The following is a 19,125-nucleotide window of genomic DNA, read 5'->3' as shown; positions in this document are numbered from 1 at the left end:
GTTTTGCTCTTTATTCGCCAGGGTATATGAATAAAGCACTAGTTCATTTTTAGAATTGAACCAATGAAATTTCCGCATACAATTTTGATAATTCTGCTGATATGCATGCTTGCAGGGGGCGCTCAAGCTCAGAATATAACCGATACACAAATTAAAGAGAAGATTCTCAGTCGAATAAAGCCCCAACTAAGGCCCCTTGATGACATTACAGTTAACGTTCAAAACGGAGTTGTCACAATCACTGGCAAGGTTGCCGAACTCCAAACCAAACAAAGCATACTCAATTTTGCAAAGAGGACAATTGGAGTTGAGCAAATAGTTGATCAGATAACCGTTGTGCCTTTGCAGAAGCAAACTGACAATCAAATTCTTAGAGAAATCCGCACAGCACTCCAAGGCAACCTCAGCAAGGACGAAATCTCCGCAATAAAAGTTCGTGTGGAGAACGGAGTCGTTACACTTACCGGCACCCTCAACAACAGCTACTCAAAACAAATTGCTGGATTGGCTGCCAGCTTGGTTGCTGGCGTTATAGACGTAAAGAATGAAATTGTAGTGCGCCCGAAGATTTTTCGAACAGACGCGGAAATATTAGCCGATGTGCAAGATCGCTTTAGAAAAAATGCGTTTGTTGCAAACCAAAAGATAGATATTTCGGTCAAAAATGGCATAGTTACCCTCAACGGGATTGTAGATAGTTTTACGCAGGTTGAGCAAGCAGAAGCAATCGCCAGATTCACTCCTGGTGTTGTTGACGTCCAAAATCTCCTTTTTGTTAGATAGCTTGACTAGCGGGAGAATGAAATTATGAGCAAGAATAAGAACGAGAAAGAAAGAAACCCTGACAGCCGCATCGAGCGCGACTGGCTTGGGGAAAAAGAAGTTCCGGCAGATGCTTTATACGGGATTCATACGGTTCGCGCTCTTGAAAACTTCCCAATAAGCGGACAGAAAGCTATCCCCGAGTTCATCGCGGCTTTGGCAATGGTAAAAAAAGCCGCGGCAGTAGCAAACATGCGAATTGGCCGTTTAAACGAAGACATTGGCTTAGCAATCCGTGATGCCGCCGACGAAATAATCCATGGCAAATGGCACGACCAAATTGTTGTAGACGTGTTCCAAGCCGGGGCTGGCACCTCGCTTAACATGAATATGAATGAAGTGATTGCAAACCGTGCCCTCGAATTGCTTAACCTCCCAAAAGGAAGCTATGATGTAATCAATCCCAATGACCATGTTAATATGTCACAATCGTCCAATGACGTCTTTCCAACTGCTATGCGCATTACTGCTTTAAAATTAGGCAACCGACTTTTGGAATCGCTTTCAGAGCTTGAAGACGTTCTTTGGAGCAAAGCAGATGAATTCGACCATGTGCTAAAGTCGGCACGCACGCATCTTCGCGACGCTGTGCCAATACGCCTCGGCCAAGAGCTAGCCGCATACGCGGTTACCATCGGAAAGGTCTCTCGCCATGTTCACATAGCTATGGAGAGCCTAAAGGAACTCAATATCGGAGCGACTGCCGTTGGCACAGGAATCAACTCCACAATTGCATATAGAGTTATAGCCCTGGATGAACTAAAAGAATATACCGAAATGGAAGACCTTCGCCCACCAGAAAGCTGGGTCGAAGTTACCCAGAGTGCAAATGATTTTCTCGATATTTCGGGAGCCGTCCGAGATACCGCAGTTGCTTTAATGAAAATAGCAGGCGACATAATCCTCATGTATTCAGGACCAATGACAGGCTTTGCCGAAATAGACCTGCCTGTCGCTCAGGCAGGTTCCTCAATCATTCCAGGAAAGGTCAACCCATCGATGGCTGAAGTGCTTGAAATGGTATGCTGCCAAGTGATAGGCAACGACTCGGTCATTGCTCATGCGGCGAGAAGCGGCCGCCTCGACCTCAACACAATGACACCAGTCATAGCACGCAACCTATTCGAATCTTTGATAATTCTAAGGAACGCTGTTTCGGTATTTACGGAAAAAGCCCTCCGCGGAATGGTAGCAAACGAGGAGCGTTGCCGCACTTTTGCAGAGAATAGCTTGGGGCTGGCAACCGCATTGAGCCCAAAAATTGGCTACCAAGCTGCCTCAATGGTAGCCCAAGAAGCGCTTCTTACAGGGAAATCCATCCGCGAGGTCATCATTGAAAATGGCCTCCTTACCCCTGAGGAACTCGACCGGCTCCTAAAACCGGATGTCCTAACCGAACCTGGAATCCCTGATACCTCCTAGCACAGAACCTGTTCTCACTCCAGTTCTTGGACGCTTGACAAACAGGGATGTTATGATATACAATAAGTTAACCATACACAAGCGCCTAAGGATTAATTATGTGACCTTCGCAATCATACGCATGCAATTTTCCCAAGGTGCTCACTGTGGGAGGTACGCAGATGTCGCTCATAATCAAAAAGCACTACTTTTGGTTAATCCCATTGTGCCTTCTCCTCTCAGGATTGGGAGTTTTCATTTACTGGCAGCAGGAGATTAGCGCACAAAACCCGCCCGCTGAGCTACCACCACCAAGCCAGGCTCAGAGCAGCGTTACTGGTGCACCAGGTGATCCCAGTGCGCAACCAGGATCCATAGCTTCGGTGCCTCCTCCGACTCCAACGGAACCAGTCTATGGCTTAAAACAGGTCGTGTCCTCAGGTATAAAGGTCGTAAAAATTAAAAACTGGGATGGCAGTGCGACTGAAATACTTCGGTTTAAGTACAAATCCATGGATGGCAGGATAATGACTGTTCACCTGCCAGCAGTATACAAAAATGAAAAGCGCACAAAAGCTGGTTGGAATACACTATTTACCTGCTATGCGATGGATTACGAAGCCATGCTTGACCAAATTGAGCGAAATAAGCCTCCCGATGTATCAGCCTTTATGAACCAGCTGGTGGCGGAAATCAGCGGACAGGTTCCCGAGGGCACTTTCGAAAAAACGACAGCTGGCGTAGAAGAAGCGATGGATGTAGCGCGCCATTACCTTCCAGGTATGGGAATCGGTGACATCTCGCTCCCTCCACTCCTACCAGGCATGCCTTAAGCTTAATTAAAAACTTTCGCTAGATGTATGAACCCCACCATGCGGTGGGGTTCATTTGTTAATTAGCTTTACCCCACCACAAAATACCCACCCATTGATACTTTTTAATGGGTGCATATCCTAAGTAGGCAGTGCACAATCACCGATAATCAAATTGGTTGGAAACCATCACACATTACAAAGAAGGGTGACACAAGATTGGAAGTATTGTCACCTGAAATTGAGAAAGCTCCCGAAATAGAAGCCGAGCAAGACATATTAATTCAGCAGACACAGCCTGCAAAACGATACGCCGTCAGGATGATTCTATGTTCGGCTGCGTTAGGCGCGCTGATTTGGGCAATTCGGGACTTGCCCCTGTTTGGATGGATATACTCTAACCCAGGGGTACATGCGCTCACAGAAGGTTATGCGGGGCTTCTTGACCTTGGCCTCATTTACTGTATGTGGATTCACTACTATGTAAATGGTGAGCGCAGAGCCCTTTTGGCTACAATTGCTTTTAGCGGCGCCGGCATAGCGCTTATTGTACATGGAATAGCAAGCTTAATTAATCCAATCTCCTGTTCAATCATCGAAAGAGTTGTGAACTATTACTGTATAGGTTGGCAAATTGCCTGCGCCATTCTTCTTGCAGCTGCAGCAAGGGACGAAAAGGTGGAAGAGCTCGAAACCGTGCGCCGGATGGGCAAGAGACCTATAATTGCCAGCTTATCACTTTCCATATGCCTCGCAGTCTGTCTACCCATACTTGCTAGATGCAACTTAAAGTTGCAGGAAAATTTGCCATTTGGGCTGGGCGGCATTTGGCAAAACTTCAAAGAACAGTTAGCGAATAAAAGCCTCCACGATGCACTTCTAGTGACTGCCACATTCGCCGCACTATATGTGGGCGCAAATGCTTATGCAAAGCGAGAAGACAGTTTTACTCGTTCGCTCATGGTCTTTGGCTCATTCATAGCACTCTCACAAATGGCTGATGCCGCATCTGGGCTGGATTACAGCATTATGTGGTGGCTAGCACATTTGTTTAGGCTCTGCGGCTTCTTCCTTCTGGTCATTTATATGGCAAAAGAGTTTGGTGCGTCATACTCAGACGCACACGCCAGGATTTCACATCTAGAAGCCGTCCACTACATGTCATCAAGCTTATCAAATACACTCGACCTTCGCGTAGTATTGCTAGCGATGGTTTCCGACATGGCTAGAATGCTTTCTGCCACATATGCTTCGGTCATGCTTGCTAACGAAGAAGGAACAACTCTCACCACCTATGCGACATATGGTTTGCCTGAAATGCCCCTAAACCCTAGGAAGCCGCAGAACGTAGAGGGAAGTGGCAGGCCAGGATTTTATTCCGGCCATACAGCAAAAGCGTTCAGAGAAAAGCGCATAGTCGTTGTAGATGATGTTTTCGCAGATGTTGAGTTTATCCCTTGGAGGGTTCTAGCCGCAAGCAGCGGTTATGCCGTATCAGTGCCGCTGGTATATCAAGATGTCGCCCTAGGTGTATTGAATTTATTTTTCAACAAACATGTCCCTTTGAATGACGAAAAAATGCGTCTTTTCCAGACGGTTGCATCCGCAGCTGCAGTGGCAATCGCAAATGCTCAGCTATATGAAAAGTCTCTAGCTGCCGACCTCTCCTCTGCTTTCAATCCAGCCTCTTCCCCAAAGATTCGATTTGCATCTTAGACTTAGCATTATTGCAACCAATAAAAGGAACTTCTTGAATTGTTGCCGAAGTTATAGCATGAGGATGCTACCTTCGGAGGCAACAAACATGGCGACCATCACATGCTTCGACGGTGTTGGGTGCATCGGCGGCAATAAGATTTTCCTCAAAGACAAAAATACGGGGCTCTGGTTCGACTTTGGCCTCAACGTTTCCCACATGGGCAAGTTTTATGAAGAATACTTACAGCCAAAAACTTGCCTAGGCCTTTATGAACCAATCCAGATGGGGCTAATTCCTCCCATCAGCAACCTTTACCGTGAGGACTTAGAATCCAGCATTGCCAATCCCTGGGAAGGTGTAGAAATCCACGATATCGGAGAAACGCACGGCATTCTTATATCACACGGCCACCTAGATCATCTTGGCAGTATTCACTATGTAAAGGGTAACATCCCAATTTACTGCTCCGCCATGACCCTAGCACTCGCAAAAGCGTGCCAAGATATTGGCATGGGAAACGAGTGTTCATATATCTCCGAACGCAGGGAAAAACCTACCGGCGAACTCGAAGTTGCTAGAGACCAACCAACCGTTTCGCGACCCTACTGCCTTACTGATGAAGAGCCTAATGAAAACTTAATAGAATTCTGGAACTCAACCCCATCGTCTAGAAAGGCACATAAACCGAAGCCTATCATAAAATCTTCAAAGTGCGGAGACTTGAATATCTACCGTTTTTCCGTAGACCATTCAATTTATGGAGCATCAGCTTGGGCAGTAGAAACAAGTGAAGGATGGTTGGTTTACACAGGCGATTTGCGATGCCACGGAACAGCTTGCCATTGTACATGGGATTTTGCAGATAAGGTAAAAAAACTCAAGCCCCGCGCGCTAATAATCGAAGGAACACGCATCAACTCTAACACTAAGCGAACCGAAGAAGATGTCTATAATAATGCTCTTCAAGAGGTAAAAAAGGCGGAAGGTTTAGTGGTTGCTGACTTTAATTCAAGAAACGTAGAAAGGCTAAACGCTTTCCTAAAAATTGCCAAAGAAACCGACAGAAAATTGGCAATATTAACGAAAGACGCTTACCTCATAAGGGCAATGAGGCTTGTAGATTCTAACATTCCATCGCTTGATGACGACAACATCGTAATCTATTCTGAGTTTGAGGCGACTACAACCAATTGGAAAAAATCAATTAAAGATGAATATAAACATAAGCTTATTGAACCAAAAGACGTCAGAAAGAACCAAGATAAGTTCATTTGCTGCTTCAGATTCTTTGACGTAAACGAACTAGCCTTGATTAAGCCCATCGCTGGTTCAATATGGATATATTCGTCGTGCGAGGCTTTTAATGAAGAAATGAAAATTGACCAAGAAAGGCTAAAAGCCTGGTTGGAAAAATACGATATGGTATTTCTCGGTGGCACAGACGACGACCAGGGCAACCCATTTCATGTTTCCGGACATGCAAACGGTGCTGATATACTAAAATTGATAGAAGAAATCCAACCGGAGATTGTCATACCCATCCACACCGAAGAGAAAAACCTTTCGATATTTAACGATTCCCTTAAAGGAAAATGCCAAGTTAAAGTTCCCGAAGTGGGGGTACCAATTAATCTTTATTGATGAGGTTGGCCTGGCAACCCAATTTCAGCACGTTTTCTCTCATAGATTTCCATTAGCCCTTGTTGGATTATCTCGTTATTTGGGTCCAGGTGTGCCGCCTTCTCAAAATATGAAATTGCCTCATCCACCCTATTTAACTGACTCAGAGCTTGTCCCATTGCATAATAGTTCATTGCAATGCTTGGGGCAAGCTTGATTGCCTTTCGGAGATAAGAAATCGCCCTTTCTGGCTCGCCGTTCGACACATATGCGACTCCAAGGTTGTAATATGCGGCGGGGTTGAGAGGAACATCTTTAATAAATCGCTGCCAAAATATGACATCGTCAGTATATAAAACCGACTGTTTGACGCTTAAGAACGAAAAGGCAACTATTACACCAAGAGCCAAAGCCAAGCCTGCATAGCGCACATATTTACCGCTTTCCACTGCCTTGGCGATTAGCCACCCAAAGACGATAGCTAACCCAAAAGAAGGGATATATAGCAATCTTTGCGCTACCAAACCTGCTAGATATGGCCCAGTAATACCAGATATCAAGCCAATTGTCACCAAGAACCATGCCATGCCAAAGAATAGTATGGGCATAGTGAGACTGATTGACCAAAAACAAAACGCAAGTGCGCATACAAAGGCACCGCGCAATAGGCTAGTATTGTTGATGATTTGGTTCGGCAAGTATCCGTAGCCAAGCTTTGCGGTCCAAGGTAGCAAAAGCATCTGCAAATGTGCAAATAATGAAAAGCCTATTATTGCCGCACGCGCTTTCGGCGGCACAAGAACCGATGGAGCCATTGCTTCTTTCAAAACAAAATGCCGCGCACCCAGGAAGACAACTGCAAGTACCACGTACGGTATGGCATCTTTAAGCAACTTCCGATAATCTCTAACCCCTGATGCCCACGCCGAAAGAGCTATTAAAACTGGCGACAGGACCGCAAGTTCCTTCGACATTAACGCAAGAAGAATAAGCACAAGTGAAAGCACCAGAAAAACCCGACGCTTACTGCGATAATACTCCATATATGCGCATATCCCAGGGATAAGGAATGCTGCGCATATCACATCGGTACGGCCAGAAATCCAACATACAGAATCAGCGTGGATTGGATGAACAGCGAACAAGAACGCAGACGCAATTGCGGCAATGCGACTGCGAAGAATCTGCCAGGTCAAAACTCCAACAAATAGAATTGTAATTGCATGGAAGAATAGATTCGTAAGATGATAGCCAAGAGTATTATCACCCCACAGTGCACGGTCAAAAAGCAGAGAGGCAACTATTATTGGGCGGTAGAAAGCAGCTTTTCCACCTGAAGGGTCAATTAAGAACCCAGTTGTGAATATTTGCCACCAACCTTCGCCTGTATGCATGTCAAGCTGCTGGACCAAAACTTCATCATCCCAGATGAATGGCCCGTTCACAGCCCGGAGATAAACCAAAATTCCCAGGGCAACAGCGACAACAAACGGGCCTAACCATAGCAATCTCTGGGCAAACGATGTACCCGAAGCCTTCATCTTACTTCCCCCTACTTAAGTATAACAGGTTTAAACGGTATCCGAAAGCAAAATTCTTGCCTTGTAAAAATGTTCATCCGCAACGGCTATCAGAGGGGTGACAAAACCTAATATAAATTATTGATTAGTCGCAGAAAGACCAGCAGGGGTTCGCCTTTGATTTAAGGTTAATCTTAAATGCTGATGTAAAACTGCCTAAATCTTTCACATATCGGCATCTAAATGCTAGCCACTGATAGAAGATAATTAATAGAAAGCTAAAAAATTGCACACTCATCTTCCGCCGAAAGCAACTCTCCGCTTCGTCTTGTGCACATCCCTAATCTTTGCGTTTGAGCATAATCCATTGGTTGCCTCGCATGTGTATTAGCGCATATCCTCCCTTCAAGCGCTCTCCATGCAAGTCAAAAACAATCTTATCCTTACTGCGCTCTTTTAGTTCAAAGTAGCCGCGGTCCCAAATAGTTACCGTTCCAGCACCATATTCGCCCTCTGCTATCTCACCCTCAAAATCTATATAGTCCAGCGGATGATCATCCACCTGGACCGCCAACCGCCGGATCCCAGGTGATTCCGGAGGCCCCTTAGGAACTGCCCAGCTCTTGAGCACTCCGTCCATCTCCAACCTGAAGTCCCAATGCAAATGTGAAGCATGGTGTTCTTGAACAACAAATCGGCTCATTATTTATCATCCTTTATGTTATTCTCCGCACGACCTGTATAGCATTGAGAGCCATGTGATATAGAAATACAGCATGCAAAAGATCCGCATCATGAGGCATTATGCCCATTTCTTTTGCAACTGTTACTGGTGTGTCCCAAGTATCCACACAGTCTTCCGGAACAATGACTTCGTAGTCCATTTTAAACTGATTAGCTCTCGCCCTCAAATGGGTTGCAATTTGATATATGCATATATCGGTGACGTCACCAACTACAATGAAACGCTTAATATTATTATGCCTCTCAAGCCAATTGGGAAATTCCGTGTCAATCGCCGCATTTATGCTCTGCTTTGGAAGGACGACAAAAAGGTCGGAAAATGGAAGCGCCTTAAGTTGGGGCATTGTCTCGGCCTCTTCCGTCCCTACAATCGAATGAGGTCCATACGCCTCAAATTCCGGCGAATCAATTGGGTGTTGGTCTTGCGGCAGCACAAAATTCGTTATGCCATGCGAATATGCGAGTTTGAAAAGCTCAACAATAGGCTCAACGATAGTCGCAACTCTGGGGCTGGCTAGCCTGCCTTTTCCGCAAAAACCAACAATTACGTCAACACACACAATCGCGACATTTTCAGCCCCGCCAGCCGCCTCAACTATATCCTTCATCCGCGCCTCAGGCAAGCGGTCCATCCAATCCTTTAGAAAAGCAAGGAACTCCTCACGCCCGCGAATAAACTCATTAGTACCTTGACATTCCAGGATTTCCATAAGGTCCGCCTCCAAGCGTTTTATTTTAAAGTTTACCCCATCCGCAGTTGAAACCTACTTTCAAGTATTTATACGAGTACACATTTCCTGTCCTGCATGATATACTGCATTTGGGGTTCCCCAGAAGTTCAATTTCGGAAAGGTAAGCTCCAGCCAATATGAAGACAGTACGCGACGTCATGACAACCAATGTCATCCAACTTGTCCCTTCAAACAAAATAAAGACTGCAATAATGCTAATGAAAGGTCACAACATCGGGGGCATGCCTGTAGTCGACAACGGCGTTGTTCTTGGAATTGTTGACTATCAAGACCTGCTTGGCAAAGACGAAGATGTGCCCGTTCAACATATTATGGATAAGGAATACGTGCCAGTTCCTCCCGACATGACAGTTGCCGACGCTGCCGACTTGATGGCAAAAGTTGGGGCAAATCGGCTACTCGTGATGGAGGAAAGCCGGCTAGTTGGCATTGTGACGCGCGGCGACCTTCTGCCCGAATTAGGAAAATCATTCGACCCAATCACCAAACTGCCCAGGTCTGATGCAATGCGTGATTGGGGAATTGCCGCCCTGAAGCGAGGGCAGGAGATAACTGTCATTTTCATAGACCTAGACAAGTTCGGCGACTTCAACAAGAAATACGGCCACATAACTGGCGACAAAGTTCTTCGCCATGTGGCTGAAATCCTTTCGTCCGGCACGGATGAGGGCACCGACTTCCTATGCCGTTACGCGGGCGACGAGTTCGTAATAGTCACCCTTCGAAATAGCAAAGAAGCAAGAGAACTCGCCGATAGTTTAGAGAAAAAGCTGCGCGAGACCCCTCCGGGCGACCTTCCGGAACCTGTTACAGGTTCGATAGGAGTTCATGGAGGCAAGCGAACAAAAGAAAGAGAAGACGTTCACTATGAGGCGACGCTTGATAATCTGATTAACCTCGCCAGCAAAGCATGTACAGCAGCAAAAAGCAAGCAATTGGGAGTAGCCTCGCTCAACGGTGAAAAAACAATTGCCGAGCCACCTGCGACTGCTGAGCCCGAATCTGCGCCGACGCCGCCAGCCGCCGAAATTCCTGCAATCGATTTGTCACGCTCTAGGTTAAGAATACGTGCACTAAACTTCTCCTGGGAGGGTGGGTCACTCGCAACCGCAGAAGTTCAACTTGCCCAAGGAGAGGTTGTGCAAGGACATTCATGTAGCGGATTTGCGCTCGGAAGAAATGCATTGCGCCTAGTTTCCGACGCCACCGCAGGAGCTGTTTGCAAGTTCCTCCCAGCAGGATATGGCGTGGTTGTTGACAGCATTAACCTAATTGAGAACGGCATTAATGACGACATAGTGCTGGTAACAGCGCTTATTATCACCCCGCAAGCGGAAATTAAGGTGTCTGGCAGCTCCATAGTAAAGCAAGACGCCTACCGAGCAGCTGCAGCCGCCTTGCTAGATGCGGTCAACAGACAAATAGGTTTTCTCGGCCTCAAGCAAAATTCTTGAAATTAAACTAAAATCTGATAATTAGTTGCTATAACCTCTTGTTTGAGGAGTTTTTAGCCGATAATTACCGATGTGGGTGCAGTGTTAAGCTGAGGCCATACGCCTAAGACATCACACCTCAGATAAGGGGAAACGCGCATGGCAAAACCGAGCATTCTCATTGTTGACGACGAACCTCAGGTATTAAGCCTGCTCACAGAGGCTCTCGAACGCAATGAGTATCAGACTTTTGGAGCCCAGAATGCTGAAACAGCCCTGGAACTCCTTAAAAAGAAACAAATTGACGTAATTTTCCTAGACTTGAGAATGCCTGCCACGGATGGCGCGCAAACCCTCGAGCGCATCAGAGAAACTCACCCTACTACGCCAGTCGTAATCATTACCGCTTACCCCCGCGATTTGCTGGTCGATAGAGCAATGAAATTAGGGGCGTTTGCCTGTCTAATAAAACCTTTCAGTATGGCTGACGTCCTTGCCATTCTTGACGTGCTAGAAATAGAGAAAGCTGCTTAACTTAGAGCTAGAATAAACACCAACCGCTGGCCGGTGGGGAGAATCTAAAAAAGCGAAAAAAAATTTTTTCAACCCGCCGCAGGATGAAGGATATTCCTTGGGAGGTGTCGAAAAGTGCCCTAGGTGGTGTAAACGATTACACAAATAAGCATCTCTCGTAAAACCACCAGCCAAAGGAAGCAACAAACGAGCGCGTGCGCCTAAATAGGTCTTCACGAGACTGGACATGCATCGGTTCTATGTACCGACTCAGCAGTTTTTTGATAACCAAGCTTGGCTAAGTGGGGGCCAGCACAGGCAGATACGCAATGTCCTACGTCTAAGAGTTGGAGACCTTATTGCCCTGTTCGACGGTTCCGGCAGGGAGTTCGTTGCGCGAATTCAGAAAATAGAAAAAGACCGCGTTTTAGTTGAGATCCTTGAAAGCCGAATACCGAAAACCGAACCAAGCATTCGCCTAACGCTTGGCTTGAGCCTTTTAAAAGGCGAGAAAATGGACATTGCACTGCAAAAGTGCACAGAGATTGGCGTATCAGAATTCCTGATTGTGCAAGCCCAGCGCTCAGTGCGCCGAATAAGCGAAGACAAACAGAACACAAAACTTGAACGGTGGCGCGCAATCGTCAGAGAAGCCGCCGAGCAATCAGGCAGAACCCGCGTGCCAAGCGTGGAGGGTCCATTTTCGTTTGAGAATGCAATAATTCGGGTAAAAAACCAAGGCAGAAGATTTATTGCATGGGAGCAAGAAAAAGAAGTAACCCTGTGGGCCGCGGTTCGAAACATAGAAAAAGTAAATGAAGTTGCCTTTTTCATAGGTCCGGAGGGGAGCTTCACAACAGAAGAAATTGATATCGCAAAAAGAAATGGAGCGACCACGGTGTCGCTTGGGCCAAGAATTCTGCGAGCAGAAACGGCGGCTATTGTAGGAAGTGCGTTGATTATATACAATTTGGTTGGTACGTAGAATAACTTGCGACGAGATTATAAGTAGTTTCTAATCAGGCAAAAATTTCCTTGACAAACTAAAAAACATTTGGTAGACTACGAGAAAGGGGAAATTGCGCTGGGAGCTAATGAAAACGTATACATTAGCATGCTCTTGCTCCTGAAGAGATCATCACCATCCTATGGAACTCTGCGATGTGGTTACATCGTCAGAGGAAGTAGGAGCAAAAACTAGCAATTGTACTAGTCGCGCTCCAAGGGTGGTGAGGAGTATAACATTTGCTCTAAGCACCCGCCGCATTATCAACTGATTTAGGAGGAGGAGGTGAAAATGAAAAACCGAAAGAAAGGATTCACCCTAATTGAGTTGCTTGTGGTCATAGCAATCATTGCTATTTTGGCCGCGATTCTCTTCCCCGTGTTTTTATCAGCAAGGGCTAAGGCACGATCAAGCCAGTGTTTGTCCAACTTGAACCAGCTTGCCAAAGCGTTCCAGATGTATACATCGGACTACGACGAACGCTTCCCTTGCACAGAGATACCTAGGGATAGGTACAATGGGGATTATACCTTAGTAGGCGCAGATCCTGTTTTCCTTTCTCGGACCTGGGTATCTCGGATTGATCCCTATGTAAAATCGGGAGAGGTAGTAGACGGCGTACTGAGGGGTTGTTTTGTATGCCCCGATGCAAGCAAAGTTTGGAAGGTTTATCTTCGCAGAGGACAACCTGACCAAGCTAGCTACGGATATAACTTCCTGTTCCTTGGTTTGCCGTATAAGTTTGGTGATACCAAAACCAACCCATATGCAGGAAGCTACAAGTTCAACTGGGGAGCCGCCAGATTGGGACGGATAGTGAACCCATCTGAGACAATCCTGCTAGTGGAGAACGCAACGGTATGGGCATTTCCGCCCTACGGCTTCGTTGACCCGGTCCCACCAAACCCTGACTCGACTAATACTAAGGGATCGCAAATTTCTGCGAATCAGTACGTGAGGCCAAGGCACAATAACAAAACCAATGTCGCCTGGTGTGATGGGCACACCTCAACGCGCGACACCCAAGAACTTGTTGCTGCAGGTCTTTGGTATGGCAATAGAAGCCAGGACCCAAGAAACCGCGAACAAGGAAAAGCCCCAGATAACAGGCTGTGGGATAGATTGTAATTAATTTTTAGGGAGCAGGGCATGGTTCAAGCCCAACCCATTCCCTGCTCTCCAATAGTCCCAAGACAATACGGGGACAGATGGGAGGGAATAAAATGGTTGGTAAACAGAAGGGTTTTACCCTAATTGAGCTGCTGGTCGTAATTGCCATTATTATCATTCTTGCGGCAATCCTATTCCCTGTGTTCGCGAAAGCTCGAGAGAGGGCAATGCAGACAACTTGTGCCAACAATCTAAAGCAGCTCGGCGTAGCCGCCGAAATGTACCAGTCTGACTGGGATGACGTCCTCGTTCCTTACGGCGCTCCATTCCAGTGGGGGCAAGGCATGTGGCCCACACTGCTAAACCCATATCTAAAGCAGATAATGGGCGACACAATGGATACAGAAGGCAAATTGGGCAAAGTATTTAAGTGCCCAAGCGCAGTGGAGGATGAAGTAGCATCCTGGTCTGCGGAACGCTCATATGGCATGAACCCCTTCTGCGGTGGATGGATGAGCGACCCGAAAACCGCTGTAGTTGTTCCGCTTTCAAAGGTACACTATCCGGCGCAGACTGTCCGCATAGCCGAGACATGGTGGGGAGCGGCTCAGAAGGGAACCTTCTTCGCACCATACCCCACTCGAACGGATGGCGTTGCTCCCCCGGGTAGGCACAACGGCCTAAATAATGTGCTTTGGATAGACGGTCATGTAAGTGCAATGACAAATGAGCGCTACATGCTGAGGGATAACGGCACAGGACCAGGTGGGCCAAACGTATGGTGCAGGTTAGAAGGTCCGAAGCCGGCCAATAATTAATGGAATGAACGTAAACTTGGCAATAATTTAAGAAAAAGGCGGGCACCGGGTACGGCCCGCCTTTTTCTTAGACCTTTGAACTTGAAAAATCAATTACTGGCGTCCCAATCGCCATAGATTGCAAAAAAAAGCTTGCTTAAAGAGAAGCTTTGTAGTAAAATTAAAGTAGAAGATAGCATTTGAAAGCAGAGGGCTGAACAAGCCTTACAAATTAGGTTACCTTCTAATAAATGACTCTTAAAAAGAAGGAGGGAGATCGGAAATGGCGAGTGGAAAGAAAGGCTTTACACTCATCGAGTTGCTTGTGGTCATAGCAATTATTATCATTCTCGCGGCAATATTATTCCCTGTGTTCGCGAAAGCCCGAGAAAGGGCAATGCAGACAACTTGTGCCAACAACCTAAAGCAGCTCGGCGTAGCCGCCGAAATGTACCAGTCTGACTGGGATGACGTCCTCGTTCCATGGGGCGCACCTTTCGACTGGGCAGGAGCACACTGGCCGCAATTGCTTGACCCCTATCTAAAACAAATCGAAGGGGGTAGGATGACAGGCACGAACTTGGGAAAAATCTACAGATGCCCAAGCTTTGAAGCGGACGAAGTAGCCTCCTGGTCTGCGGAGCGGTCATATGGCATGAACGTCTACTGCGGTGGCTGGTACAAACTCGATGGAAGCGATGCTCGAGTCGTACCATTAAGCAAGGTACGCTATCCCGCACAGACAGTGCGAATAGCCGAAACATGTTGGCCTGGCGGACAGAAGGGTACATTCTTCGCCGCCACACCAAACCCGCCCTTGAACTACATAGCACCGCCAGGACGGCACAACGGCCTGAACAACGTGCTCTGGATTGACGGCCACGTAAGCGCAATGACAAATGAGCGTTATCTTTTAAAGGATAACAACGTTGACGAACTCGGCTACGTTGGAAATGTATGGTGCCGCATGTCAGGGCCCAAACCAGCCAATAATTAATGCAACTTTCAAGTGGCGAATAAAGTAAGACATAGAGAGCGGACTTTAGAATAGGTTCGCTCTCTTGCTATTATTGCTGATGTACTATGAAATTCAGCAGGAATTTCGTAGAGTTTGCAGAACATAGTTGTGTAAACGGCGCATATTGGGTAAGGAATTTTTGGGATGCGCACCCCCTTTGGTCATTAGACATCTACAATGGAAAGGACGCGCATGCGCCAGGAGCAAATAACTGACAACCTCGATCAGCTACTCGATGTCCTGCCGACGCACATTCGTGCTTGCCTTCAGGACCAACCAGACCTGGACGAGCTGTTGGAGATTGTTCTTGACCTCGGCAGGCCTGCCGAAGCCCGGTTTCCACTTAGGGTACTGGAGCTTTGCGATATAGAAGTTACTTCTGAGGATATTGACTACGTAGTCTCCCGGGTCGGAGCATTTGGAAAAGACAATAGAGCTGGAATCGAGCGCACTTTACACCGCATTTCCGCCATACGCAACCGCCAAGGAAAAATAGTCGGCCTTACATGCCGAATTGGCCGTGCTGTATATGGCACCATAGACATAATTCGCGACGTCGTGGAGAGCGGTAAGAGCATCCTCTTGCTAGGTCGCCCAGGCGTCGGAAAAACTACCAAGCTACGCGAAGTTGCCCGCGTCTTAAGCGACGAGTTTAAAAAGCGCGTCGTCGTCGTGGATACCTCAAATGAAATAGCTGGCGACGGAGATATACCACATCCAGCCATTGGACATGCTCGCCGCATGCAAGTTATGTCACCCGAGCTCCAACATGCGGTCATGATTGAAGCAGTTGAAAATCACATGCCTGAGGTCATAGTTATTGACGAAATTGGCACGGAAGCTGAAGCATTTGCAGCGCGAACAATTGCTGAGCGAGGGGTACAGCTCATTGCAACTGCCCACGGCAACTCGCTCGAAAACCTACTGATGAACCCCACTCTTTCCGACCTTGTCGGAGGCATCCAAGCAGTAACCCTTAGCGACGAGGAGGCAAAGCGGAGAGGCACACAAAAAACGGTGCTAGAGCGAAAAGCACCACCGACATTCGACATAGTCATAGAAATCATGGAAGTTGACAAGCTAGCCATTCACCACGACGTGGCGAAGGTTGTGGATAAGCTACTGCGTGGCACACCTCCTCGCCCTGAAATCCGCATCAGAAACCCTGAGGGCGAAGTTGAGGTTGTCCAAGAAGCCGACCTCGATGTGCGAGCTCCCGAAGAGGTAGGCACACTGGTGCCGCCAATTCCTCAAGCCAAACCCCTACCCCAGACAGTTCGAATTTTCCCCTATGGTGTAAGTAGGAATAGGCTCGAACGAGCAATTCGAGAACTTAAAGTCCCTGCATACATCACCAAAGATTGGCGAGAGGCAGATGTAATCATTACCCTCAAAGCACATGCTAGGAAAGAACCCGCTAAATTGAAAGATGCTACTGAACGCGAAATTCCTACATATATCGTCAAAAGCAACACGTACACCCAAATAGCAACGGTTCTCAAGACGATATTCAAGGTTTCGGAATTTGAAAACGAAGAGCTTGCGCTCCGTGAGGCAGAGGAAGCAATAGAACGGGTTCTGGCGGGCGAGGAAATGGCGGAACTAATGCCGCAAAGCAGTTACATCAGGCGGCTACAACATCAACTTGCCGCAGAAAATAAACTCATCTCAGAAAGCGTTGGAACCGAGCCATTTCGTCGCGTAAGAATCATGAGACCATAACATAATTTCTCAGTGTCCCCCCACAAACAACCAAGATCTAAGAGTAAAAAGTGTATGGCTTAGGCAAATGCTTTTGAAAATTTCAGGATTAAGCCGCTTTCATTTATAATTATTTAAGAAAAAAAACATTGCCTGGAGACATATGTGGATGCTTATTTCATAACTTTGGAAGGGCCAGAAGGATCCGGCAAGTCGACGCAGGCCGAAATGCTTGCCGATGCCCTAATAAAACATGGAATCAAAGTAAAGCTAACGCGAGAGCCTGGCGGCGACCCAATCAGCGAAAAAATTAGGAACATTCTCCTCCAAGGAGCAGACGATGAGATAACCGATAGAACCGAGCTTTTCCTTTATCTAGCCGCACGTGCCCAACATACGGAAAGAGTAATCCGCCCGAGCCTTGAGGCTGGCGTTACCATCATATGCGCCAGGTATATTGACTCAACAACCGCATACCAAGGCTACGGCAGTGGCTTCGACTTAGAGCTTATTCGTCAACTAAATCACTTTGCAACAAACGGTTTGATGCCGCACCTCACTTTGCTCCTCGATATTGATGTTGAGACAGGCCTCCGACGCCAGCGCAGGTGGAATAGAATCGAGCGCAAGTCCATTGAATATCATCAGCGAGTTCGCGCCGGCTTTCTGGAAGAGGCAAGGCTAAACCCCAACAGAATTGTCGTCATAGATTCATCCCGCGATGTCAAGACAGTCCACCAGGAAATCTTACGCCATGTTGCGGAAAAGCTCGGATTGCCAATATAATACCTTGTGGGAGGCCAAAATGAAACTAGTCATCACAGTCATCCACGACAGAGACAAAGCAAGGATTTCGGAGGCTCTCCTCCGCTCAAACTTTAAGTTTACAAAGCTGGCAAGCACTGGTGGTTTTCTTCGCGATGGTAACGTCACTTTTCTCATAGGCGTCGAGGAAAAGCGGCTGGAAGAGTTGCTTGGCGTAATCCGAGATAGCTGCAAAACCCGCGAGCAATATGCAAATTTCATCCCACCAGATGCCGGTCCGGTAGGCGTATTTATGCCAAGCCCTGTAAAAGTGCTTGTCGGCGGCGCAGTCGTCTTTGTTGTGGATGTAGAACGCTTCGAACGGTTCTGACATGAGGTTTTCTGACATTGAAGGTCAAGAAGGTGCCATTCGTGCACTTAAATTCTCGCTTCGACGCGGCGAAGTTGCACATGCCTATCTTTTCGTAGGTCCAGCAAATACCGGCAAGATGGCAACCGCTCTTGCATTTGCATCTGCGCTAAACTGCGTCAACAAAACCTTCGAAAATAACGAGGATGCGTGCGGCACATGTATATCTTGCAGGCGGATAGAAGCCGGCACACACTCCGATGTCCGAATCATCACCCCAGAAGGCGACCAGACAAAGATTGACCAAATGCGAGAGATGATCAAGAGCCTTCAATTCGCACCTCTTGGAGGCCGTTGGTCTGTTGTAATTATCGAACAAGCAGACACCCTGAACCCCAGCTCTGAAAATGCAATTCTTAAAATCCTAGAGGAACCACCCTCCTATGCCGTCCTCATTCTGCTATCCTGCAACCCCACCCTTCTCCTTCCAACCATCCGGTCGAGGTGCAGAACAATAAGGTTTATGCGAGCTTCGACGTCTGAGGTCGAAGCGATGTTAAAAAGAAATTTCGACCTTCCCGAGGAAAAAGTAAAGCTAATCGCTGCATGCTCACAAGGCGCCATCGGTCGAGCAATACGCATGGCATCCGACCCTGCGATGCTTGAGGACCGAGCTGCTGTGCTAGGACTCATCCGCAATTGGCCCACCTCGCCACCAGTACTAGCATTCAAGACCGCCGAGACAATTCGCAAGATGGCCGAAGGAACACAGTCGGATACCGACGAACGCACGCGAATTGGAAGGCTCCACAGACTGCTGGACTACATCCTTTCCTGGTATTCTGACCTTCTTTCGCTTAAGATTCGGGGAAACGACGCGCCAGTTTGCAATATTGACATGGTGGATGATTTGAAAGAGCAGGTGGTTCTCTATACAAGAGAGCGGCTTCAAGCGGCAATTAAGTCAATAATGGACACACGGCGATACTTGGCTGGAAATGTCACTGCTCAATTAGCACTTGAGAATATGCTGTTTGATATTCGGCCTGATAATATATGATAG

18 protein-coding genes are annotated in these 19,125 nt (G+C 47.2%); 15 read left to right on the top strand and 3 right to left on the bottom strand.

What is annotated here, in order from left to right; genetic code table 11:
• Window positions 1-63 precede the first annotated feature (63 nt).
• From QHH26_11135 to QHH26_11115, 5 genes are all read left to right on the top strand, one after another.
• Window positions 64-783, top strand: coding sequence for a BON domain-containing protein (locus QHH26_11135; protein ID MDH7482508.1), 720 nt, complete (start codon window positions 64-66; stop codon window positions 781-783).
• Between the two features lie 24 nt (window positions 784-807).
• Window positions 808-2,244, top strand: a complete 1,437-nt coding sequence (locus QHH26_11130) for an aspartate ammonia-lyase (GenBank protein MDH7482507.1) — start codon at window positions 808-810, stop codon at window positions 2,242-2,244.
• A gap of 161 nt (window positions 2,245-2,405) precedes the next feature.
• Window positions 2,406-3,056 carry a hypothetical protein gene (locus QHH26_11125; GenBank protein MDH7482506.1) on the top strand — a complete coding sequence of 217 codons (651 nt, stop codon included), beginning with the start codon at window positions 2,406-2,408 and terminating at the stop codon, window positions 3,054-3,056.
• A 198-nt stretch (window positions 3,057-3,254) separates the two neighbouring features.
• Window positions 3,255-4,751, top strand: a complete 1,497-nt coding sequence (locus QHH26_11120; protein MDH7482505.1) for a GAF domain-containing protein — start codon at window positions 3,255-3,257, stop codon at window positions 4,749-4,751.
• 88 nt (window positions 4,752-4,839) lie between these two features.
• On the top strand, window positions 4,840-6,375 hold the full coding sequence (locus QHH26_11115) for an MBL fold metallo-hydrolase RNA specificity domain-containing protein (GenBank protein ID MDH7482504.1): 1,536 nt from the start codon (window positions 4,840-4,842) through the stop codon (window positions 6,373-6,375).
• On the opposite strand, the gene QHH26_11110 is transcribed toward QHH26_11115, so the two are convergent.
• From QHH26_11110 to QHH26_11100, 3 genes are all read right to left on the bottom strand, one after another.
• A complete protein-coding gene (locus tag QHH26_11110) occupies window positions 6,369-7,895 on the bottom strand; it encodes a tetratricopeptide repeat protein (GenBank protein ID MDH7482503.1) in 1,527 nt (508 codons plus the stop codon). The genes QHH26_11115 and QHH26_11110 overlap by 7 nt on opposite strands.
• Window positions 7,896-8,214: 319 nt before the next feature.
• Entirely contained in the window at window positions 8,215-8,577 is a 363-nt protein-coding gene (locus QHH26_11105; GenBank protein ID MDH7482502.1) for a DNA polymerase ligase N-terminal domain-containing protein, read from the bottom strand.
• Between the two features lie 13 nt (window positions 8,578-8,590).
• On the bottom strand, window positions 8,591-9,328 hold the full coding sequence (locus tag QHH26_11100; GenBank protein MDH7482501.1) for an isochorismatase family cysteine hydrolase: 738 nt from the start codon (window positions 9,326-9,328) through the stop codon (window positions 8,591-8,593).
• A 158-nt stretch (window positions 9,329-9,486) separates the two neighbouring features.
• On the opposite strand from QHH26_11100, the gene QHH26_11095 reads away from it, so the two are divergent.
• The 10 genes from QHH26_11095 (at window position 9,487) to holB (ending at window position 19,122) form a co-directional block, all read left to right on the top strand.
• Window positions 9,487-10,824: a GGDEF domain-containing protein gene (locus QHH26_11095; protein ID MDH7482500.1), complete on the top strand. Its 1,338-nt coding sequence runs from the start codon at window positions 9,487-9,489 to the stop codon at window positions 10,822-10,824.
• A 138-nt stretch (window positions 10,825-10,962) separates the two neighbouring features.
• Window positions 10,963-11,337: a response regulator gene (locus QHH26_11090; protein ID MDH7482499.1), complete on the top strand. Its 375-nt coding sequence runs from the start codon at window positions 10,963-10,965 to the stop codon at window positions 11,335-11,337.
• A 226-nt stretch (window positions 11,338-11,563) separates the two neighbouring features.
• Window positions 11,564-12,301, top strand: a complete 738-nt coding sequence (locus tag QHH26_11085) for a 16S rRNA (uracil(1498)-N(3))-methyltransferase (protein ID MDH7482498.1) — start codon at window positions 11,564-11,566, stop codon at window positions 12,299-12,301.
• A 312-nt stretch (window positions 12,302-12,613) separates the two neighbouring features.
• Window positions 12,614-13,450: a prepilin-type N-terminal cleavage/methylation domain-containing protein gene (locus QHH26_11080; GenBank protein ID MDH7482497.1), complete on the top strand. Its 837-nt coding sequence runs from the start codon at window positions 12,614-12,616 to the stop codon at window positions 13,448-13,450.
• Between the two features lie 95 nt (window positions 13,451-13,545).
• A complete protein-coding gene (locus QHH26_11075; GenBank protein ID MDH7482496.1) occupies window positions 13,546-14,250 on the top strand; it encodes a DUF1559 domain-containing protein in 705 nt (234 codons plus the stop codon).
• Window positions 14,251-14,512: 262 nt separating this feature from the next.
• The gene (locus QHH26_11070) at window positions 14,513-15,226 is read left to right on the top strand and encodes a DUF1559 domain-containing protein (GenBank protein MDH7482495.1); all 714 of its coding nucleotides are present in this window, start codon (window positions 14,513-14,515) and stop codon (window positions 15,224-15,226) included.
• Between the two features lie 198 nt (window positions 15,227-15,424).
• Window positions 15,425-16,969, top strand: coding sequence for a R3H domain-containing nucleic acid-binding protein (locus QHH26_11065; protein ID MDH7482494.1), 1,545 nt, complete (start codon window positions 15,425-15,427; stop codon window positions 16,967-16,969).
• A 144-nt stretch (window positions 16,970-17,113) separates the two neighbouring features.
• A complete protein-coding gene (gene tmk, locus QHH26_11060; protein ID MDH7482493.1) occupies window positions 17,114-17,734 on the top strand; it encodes a dTMP kinase in 621 nt (206 codons plus the stop codon).
• Window positions 17,735-17,753: 19 nt separating this feature from the next.
• Window positions 17,754-18,083 (top strand): cyclic-di-AMP receptor, encoded by a 330-nt coding sequence (locus QHH26_11055; GenBank protein ID MDH7482492.1) that lies wholly within the window; start codon window positions 17,754-17,756, stop codon window positions 18,081-18,083.
• Between the two features lies 1 nt (window position 18,084).
• Window positions 18,085-19,122 carry a DNA polymerase III subunit delta' gene (gene holB, locus QHH26_11050; GenBank protein ID MDH7482491.1) on the top strand — a complete coding sequence of 346 codons (1,038 nt, stop codon included), beginning with the start codon at window positions 18,085-18,087 and terminating at the stop codon, window positions 19,120-19,122.
• Window positions 19,123-19,125 lie beyond the last annotated feature (3 nt).

It is taken from the genome of Armatimonadota bacterium, from assembly GCA_029907255.1.
Taxonomy (GTDB): Bacteria; Armatimonadota; UBA5829; order DTJY01; family DTJY01; genus JAIMAU01.
Note: the sequence above shows the minus strand (reverse complement) of the source record. Positions and strands in the feature narration are given on the sequence as shown.

What these genes read in the sequence shown, in the direction of transcription:
- QHH26_11135 (MDH7482508.1), top strand. Translation starts at nt 64, where the DNA reads ATGAAATTTCCGCATACAATTTTGATAATTCTGCTGATATGCATGCTT.
- QHH26_11130 (MDH7482507.1), top strand. Translation starts at nt 808, where the DNA reads ATGAGCAAGAATAAGAACGAGAAAGAAAGAAACCCTGACAGCCGCATC.
- QHH26_11125 (MDH7482506.1), top strand. Translation starts at nt 2,406, where the DNA reads ATGTCGCTCATAATCAAAAAGCACTACTTTTGGTTAATCCCATTGTGC.
- QHH26_11115 (MDH7482504.1), top strand. Translation starts at nt 4,840, where the DNA reads ATGGCGACCATCACATGCTTCGACGGTGTTGGGTGCATCGGCGGCAAT.
- QHH26_11110 (MDH7482503.1), bottom strand. Translation starts at nt 7,895, where the DNA reads ATGAAGGCTTCGGGTACATCGTTTGCCCAGAGATTGCTATGGTTAGGC.
- QHH26_11105 (MDH7482502.1), bottom strand. Translation starts at nt 8,577, where the DNA reads ATGAGCCGATTTGTTGTTCAAGAACACCATGCTTCACATTTGCATTGG.
- QHH26_11100 (MDH7482501.1), bottom strand. Translation starts at nt 9,328, where the DNA reads ATGGAAATCCTGGAATGTCAAGGTACTAATGAGTTTATTCGCGGGCGT.
- QHH26_11095 (MDH7482500.1), top strand. Translation starts at nt 9,487, where the DNA reads ATGAAGACAGTACGCGACGTCATGACAACCAATGTCATCCAACTTGTC.
- QHH26_11090 (MDH7482499.1), top strand. Translation starts at nt 10,963, where the DNA reads ATGGCAAAACCGAGCATTCTCATTGTTGACGACGAACCTCAGGTATTA.
- QHH26_11085 (MDH7482498.1), top strand. Translation starts at nt 11,564, where the DNA reads ATGCATCGGTTCTATGTACCGACTCAGCAGTTTTTTGATAACCAAGCT.
- QHH26_11080 (MDH7482497.1), top strand. Translation starts at nt 12,614, where the DNA reads ATGAAAAACCGAAAGAAAGGATTCACCCTAATTGAGTTGCTTGTGGTC.
- QHH26_11075 (MDH7482496.1), top strand. Translation starts at nt 13,546, where the DNA reads ATGGTTGGTAAACAGAAGGGTTTTACCCTAATTGAGCTGCTGGTCGTA.
- QHH26_11070 (MDH7482495.1), top strand. Translation starts at nt 14,513, where the DNA reads ATGGCGAGTGGAAAGAAAGGCTTTACACTCATCGAGTTGCTTGTGGTC.
- QHH26_11065 (MDH7482494.1), top strand. Translation starts at nt 15,425, where the DNA reads ATGGAAAGGACGCGCATGCGCCAGGAGCAAATAACTGACAACCTCGAT.
- QHH26_11055 (MDH7482492.1), top strand. Translation starts at nt 17,754, where the DNA reads ATGAAACTAGTCATCACAGTCATCCACGACAGAGACAAAGCAAGGATT.
- holB (MDH7482491.1), top strand. Translation starts at nt 18,085, where the DNA reads ATGAGGTTTTCTGACATTGAAGGTCAAGAAGGTGCCATTCGTGCACTT.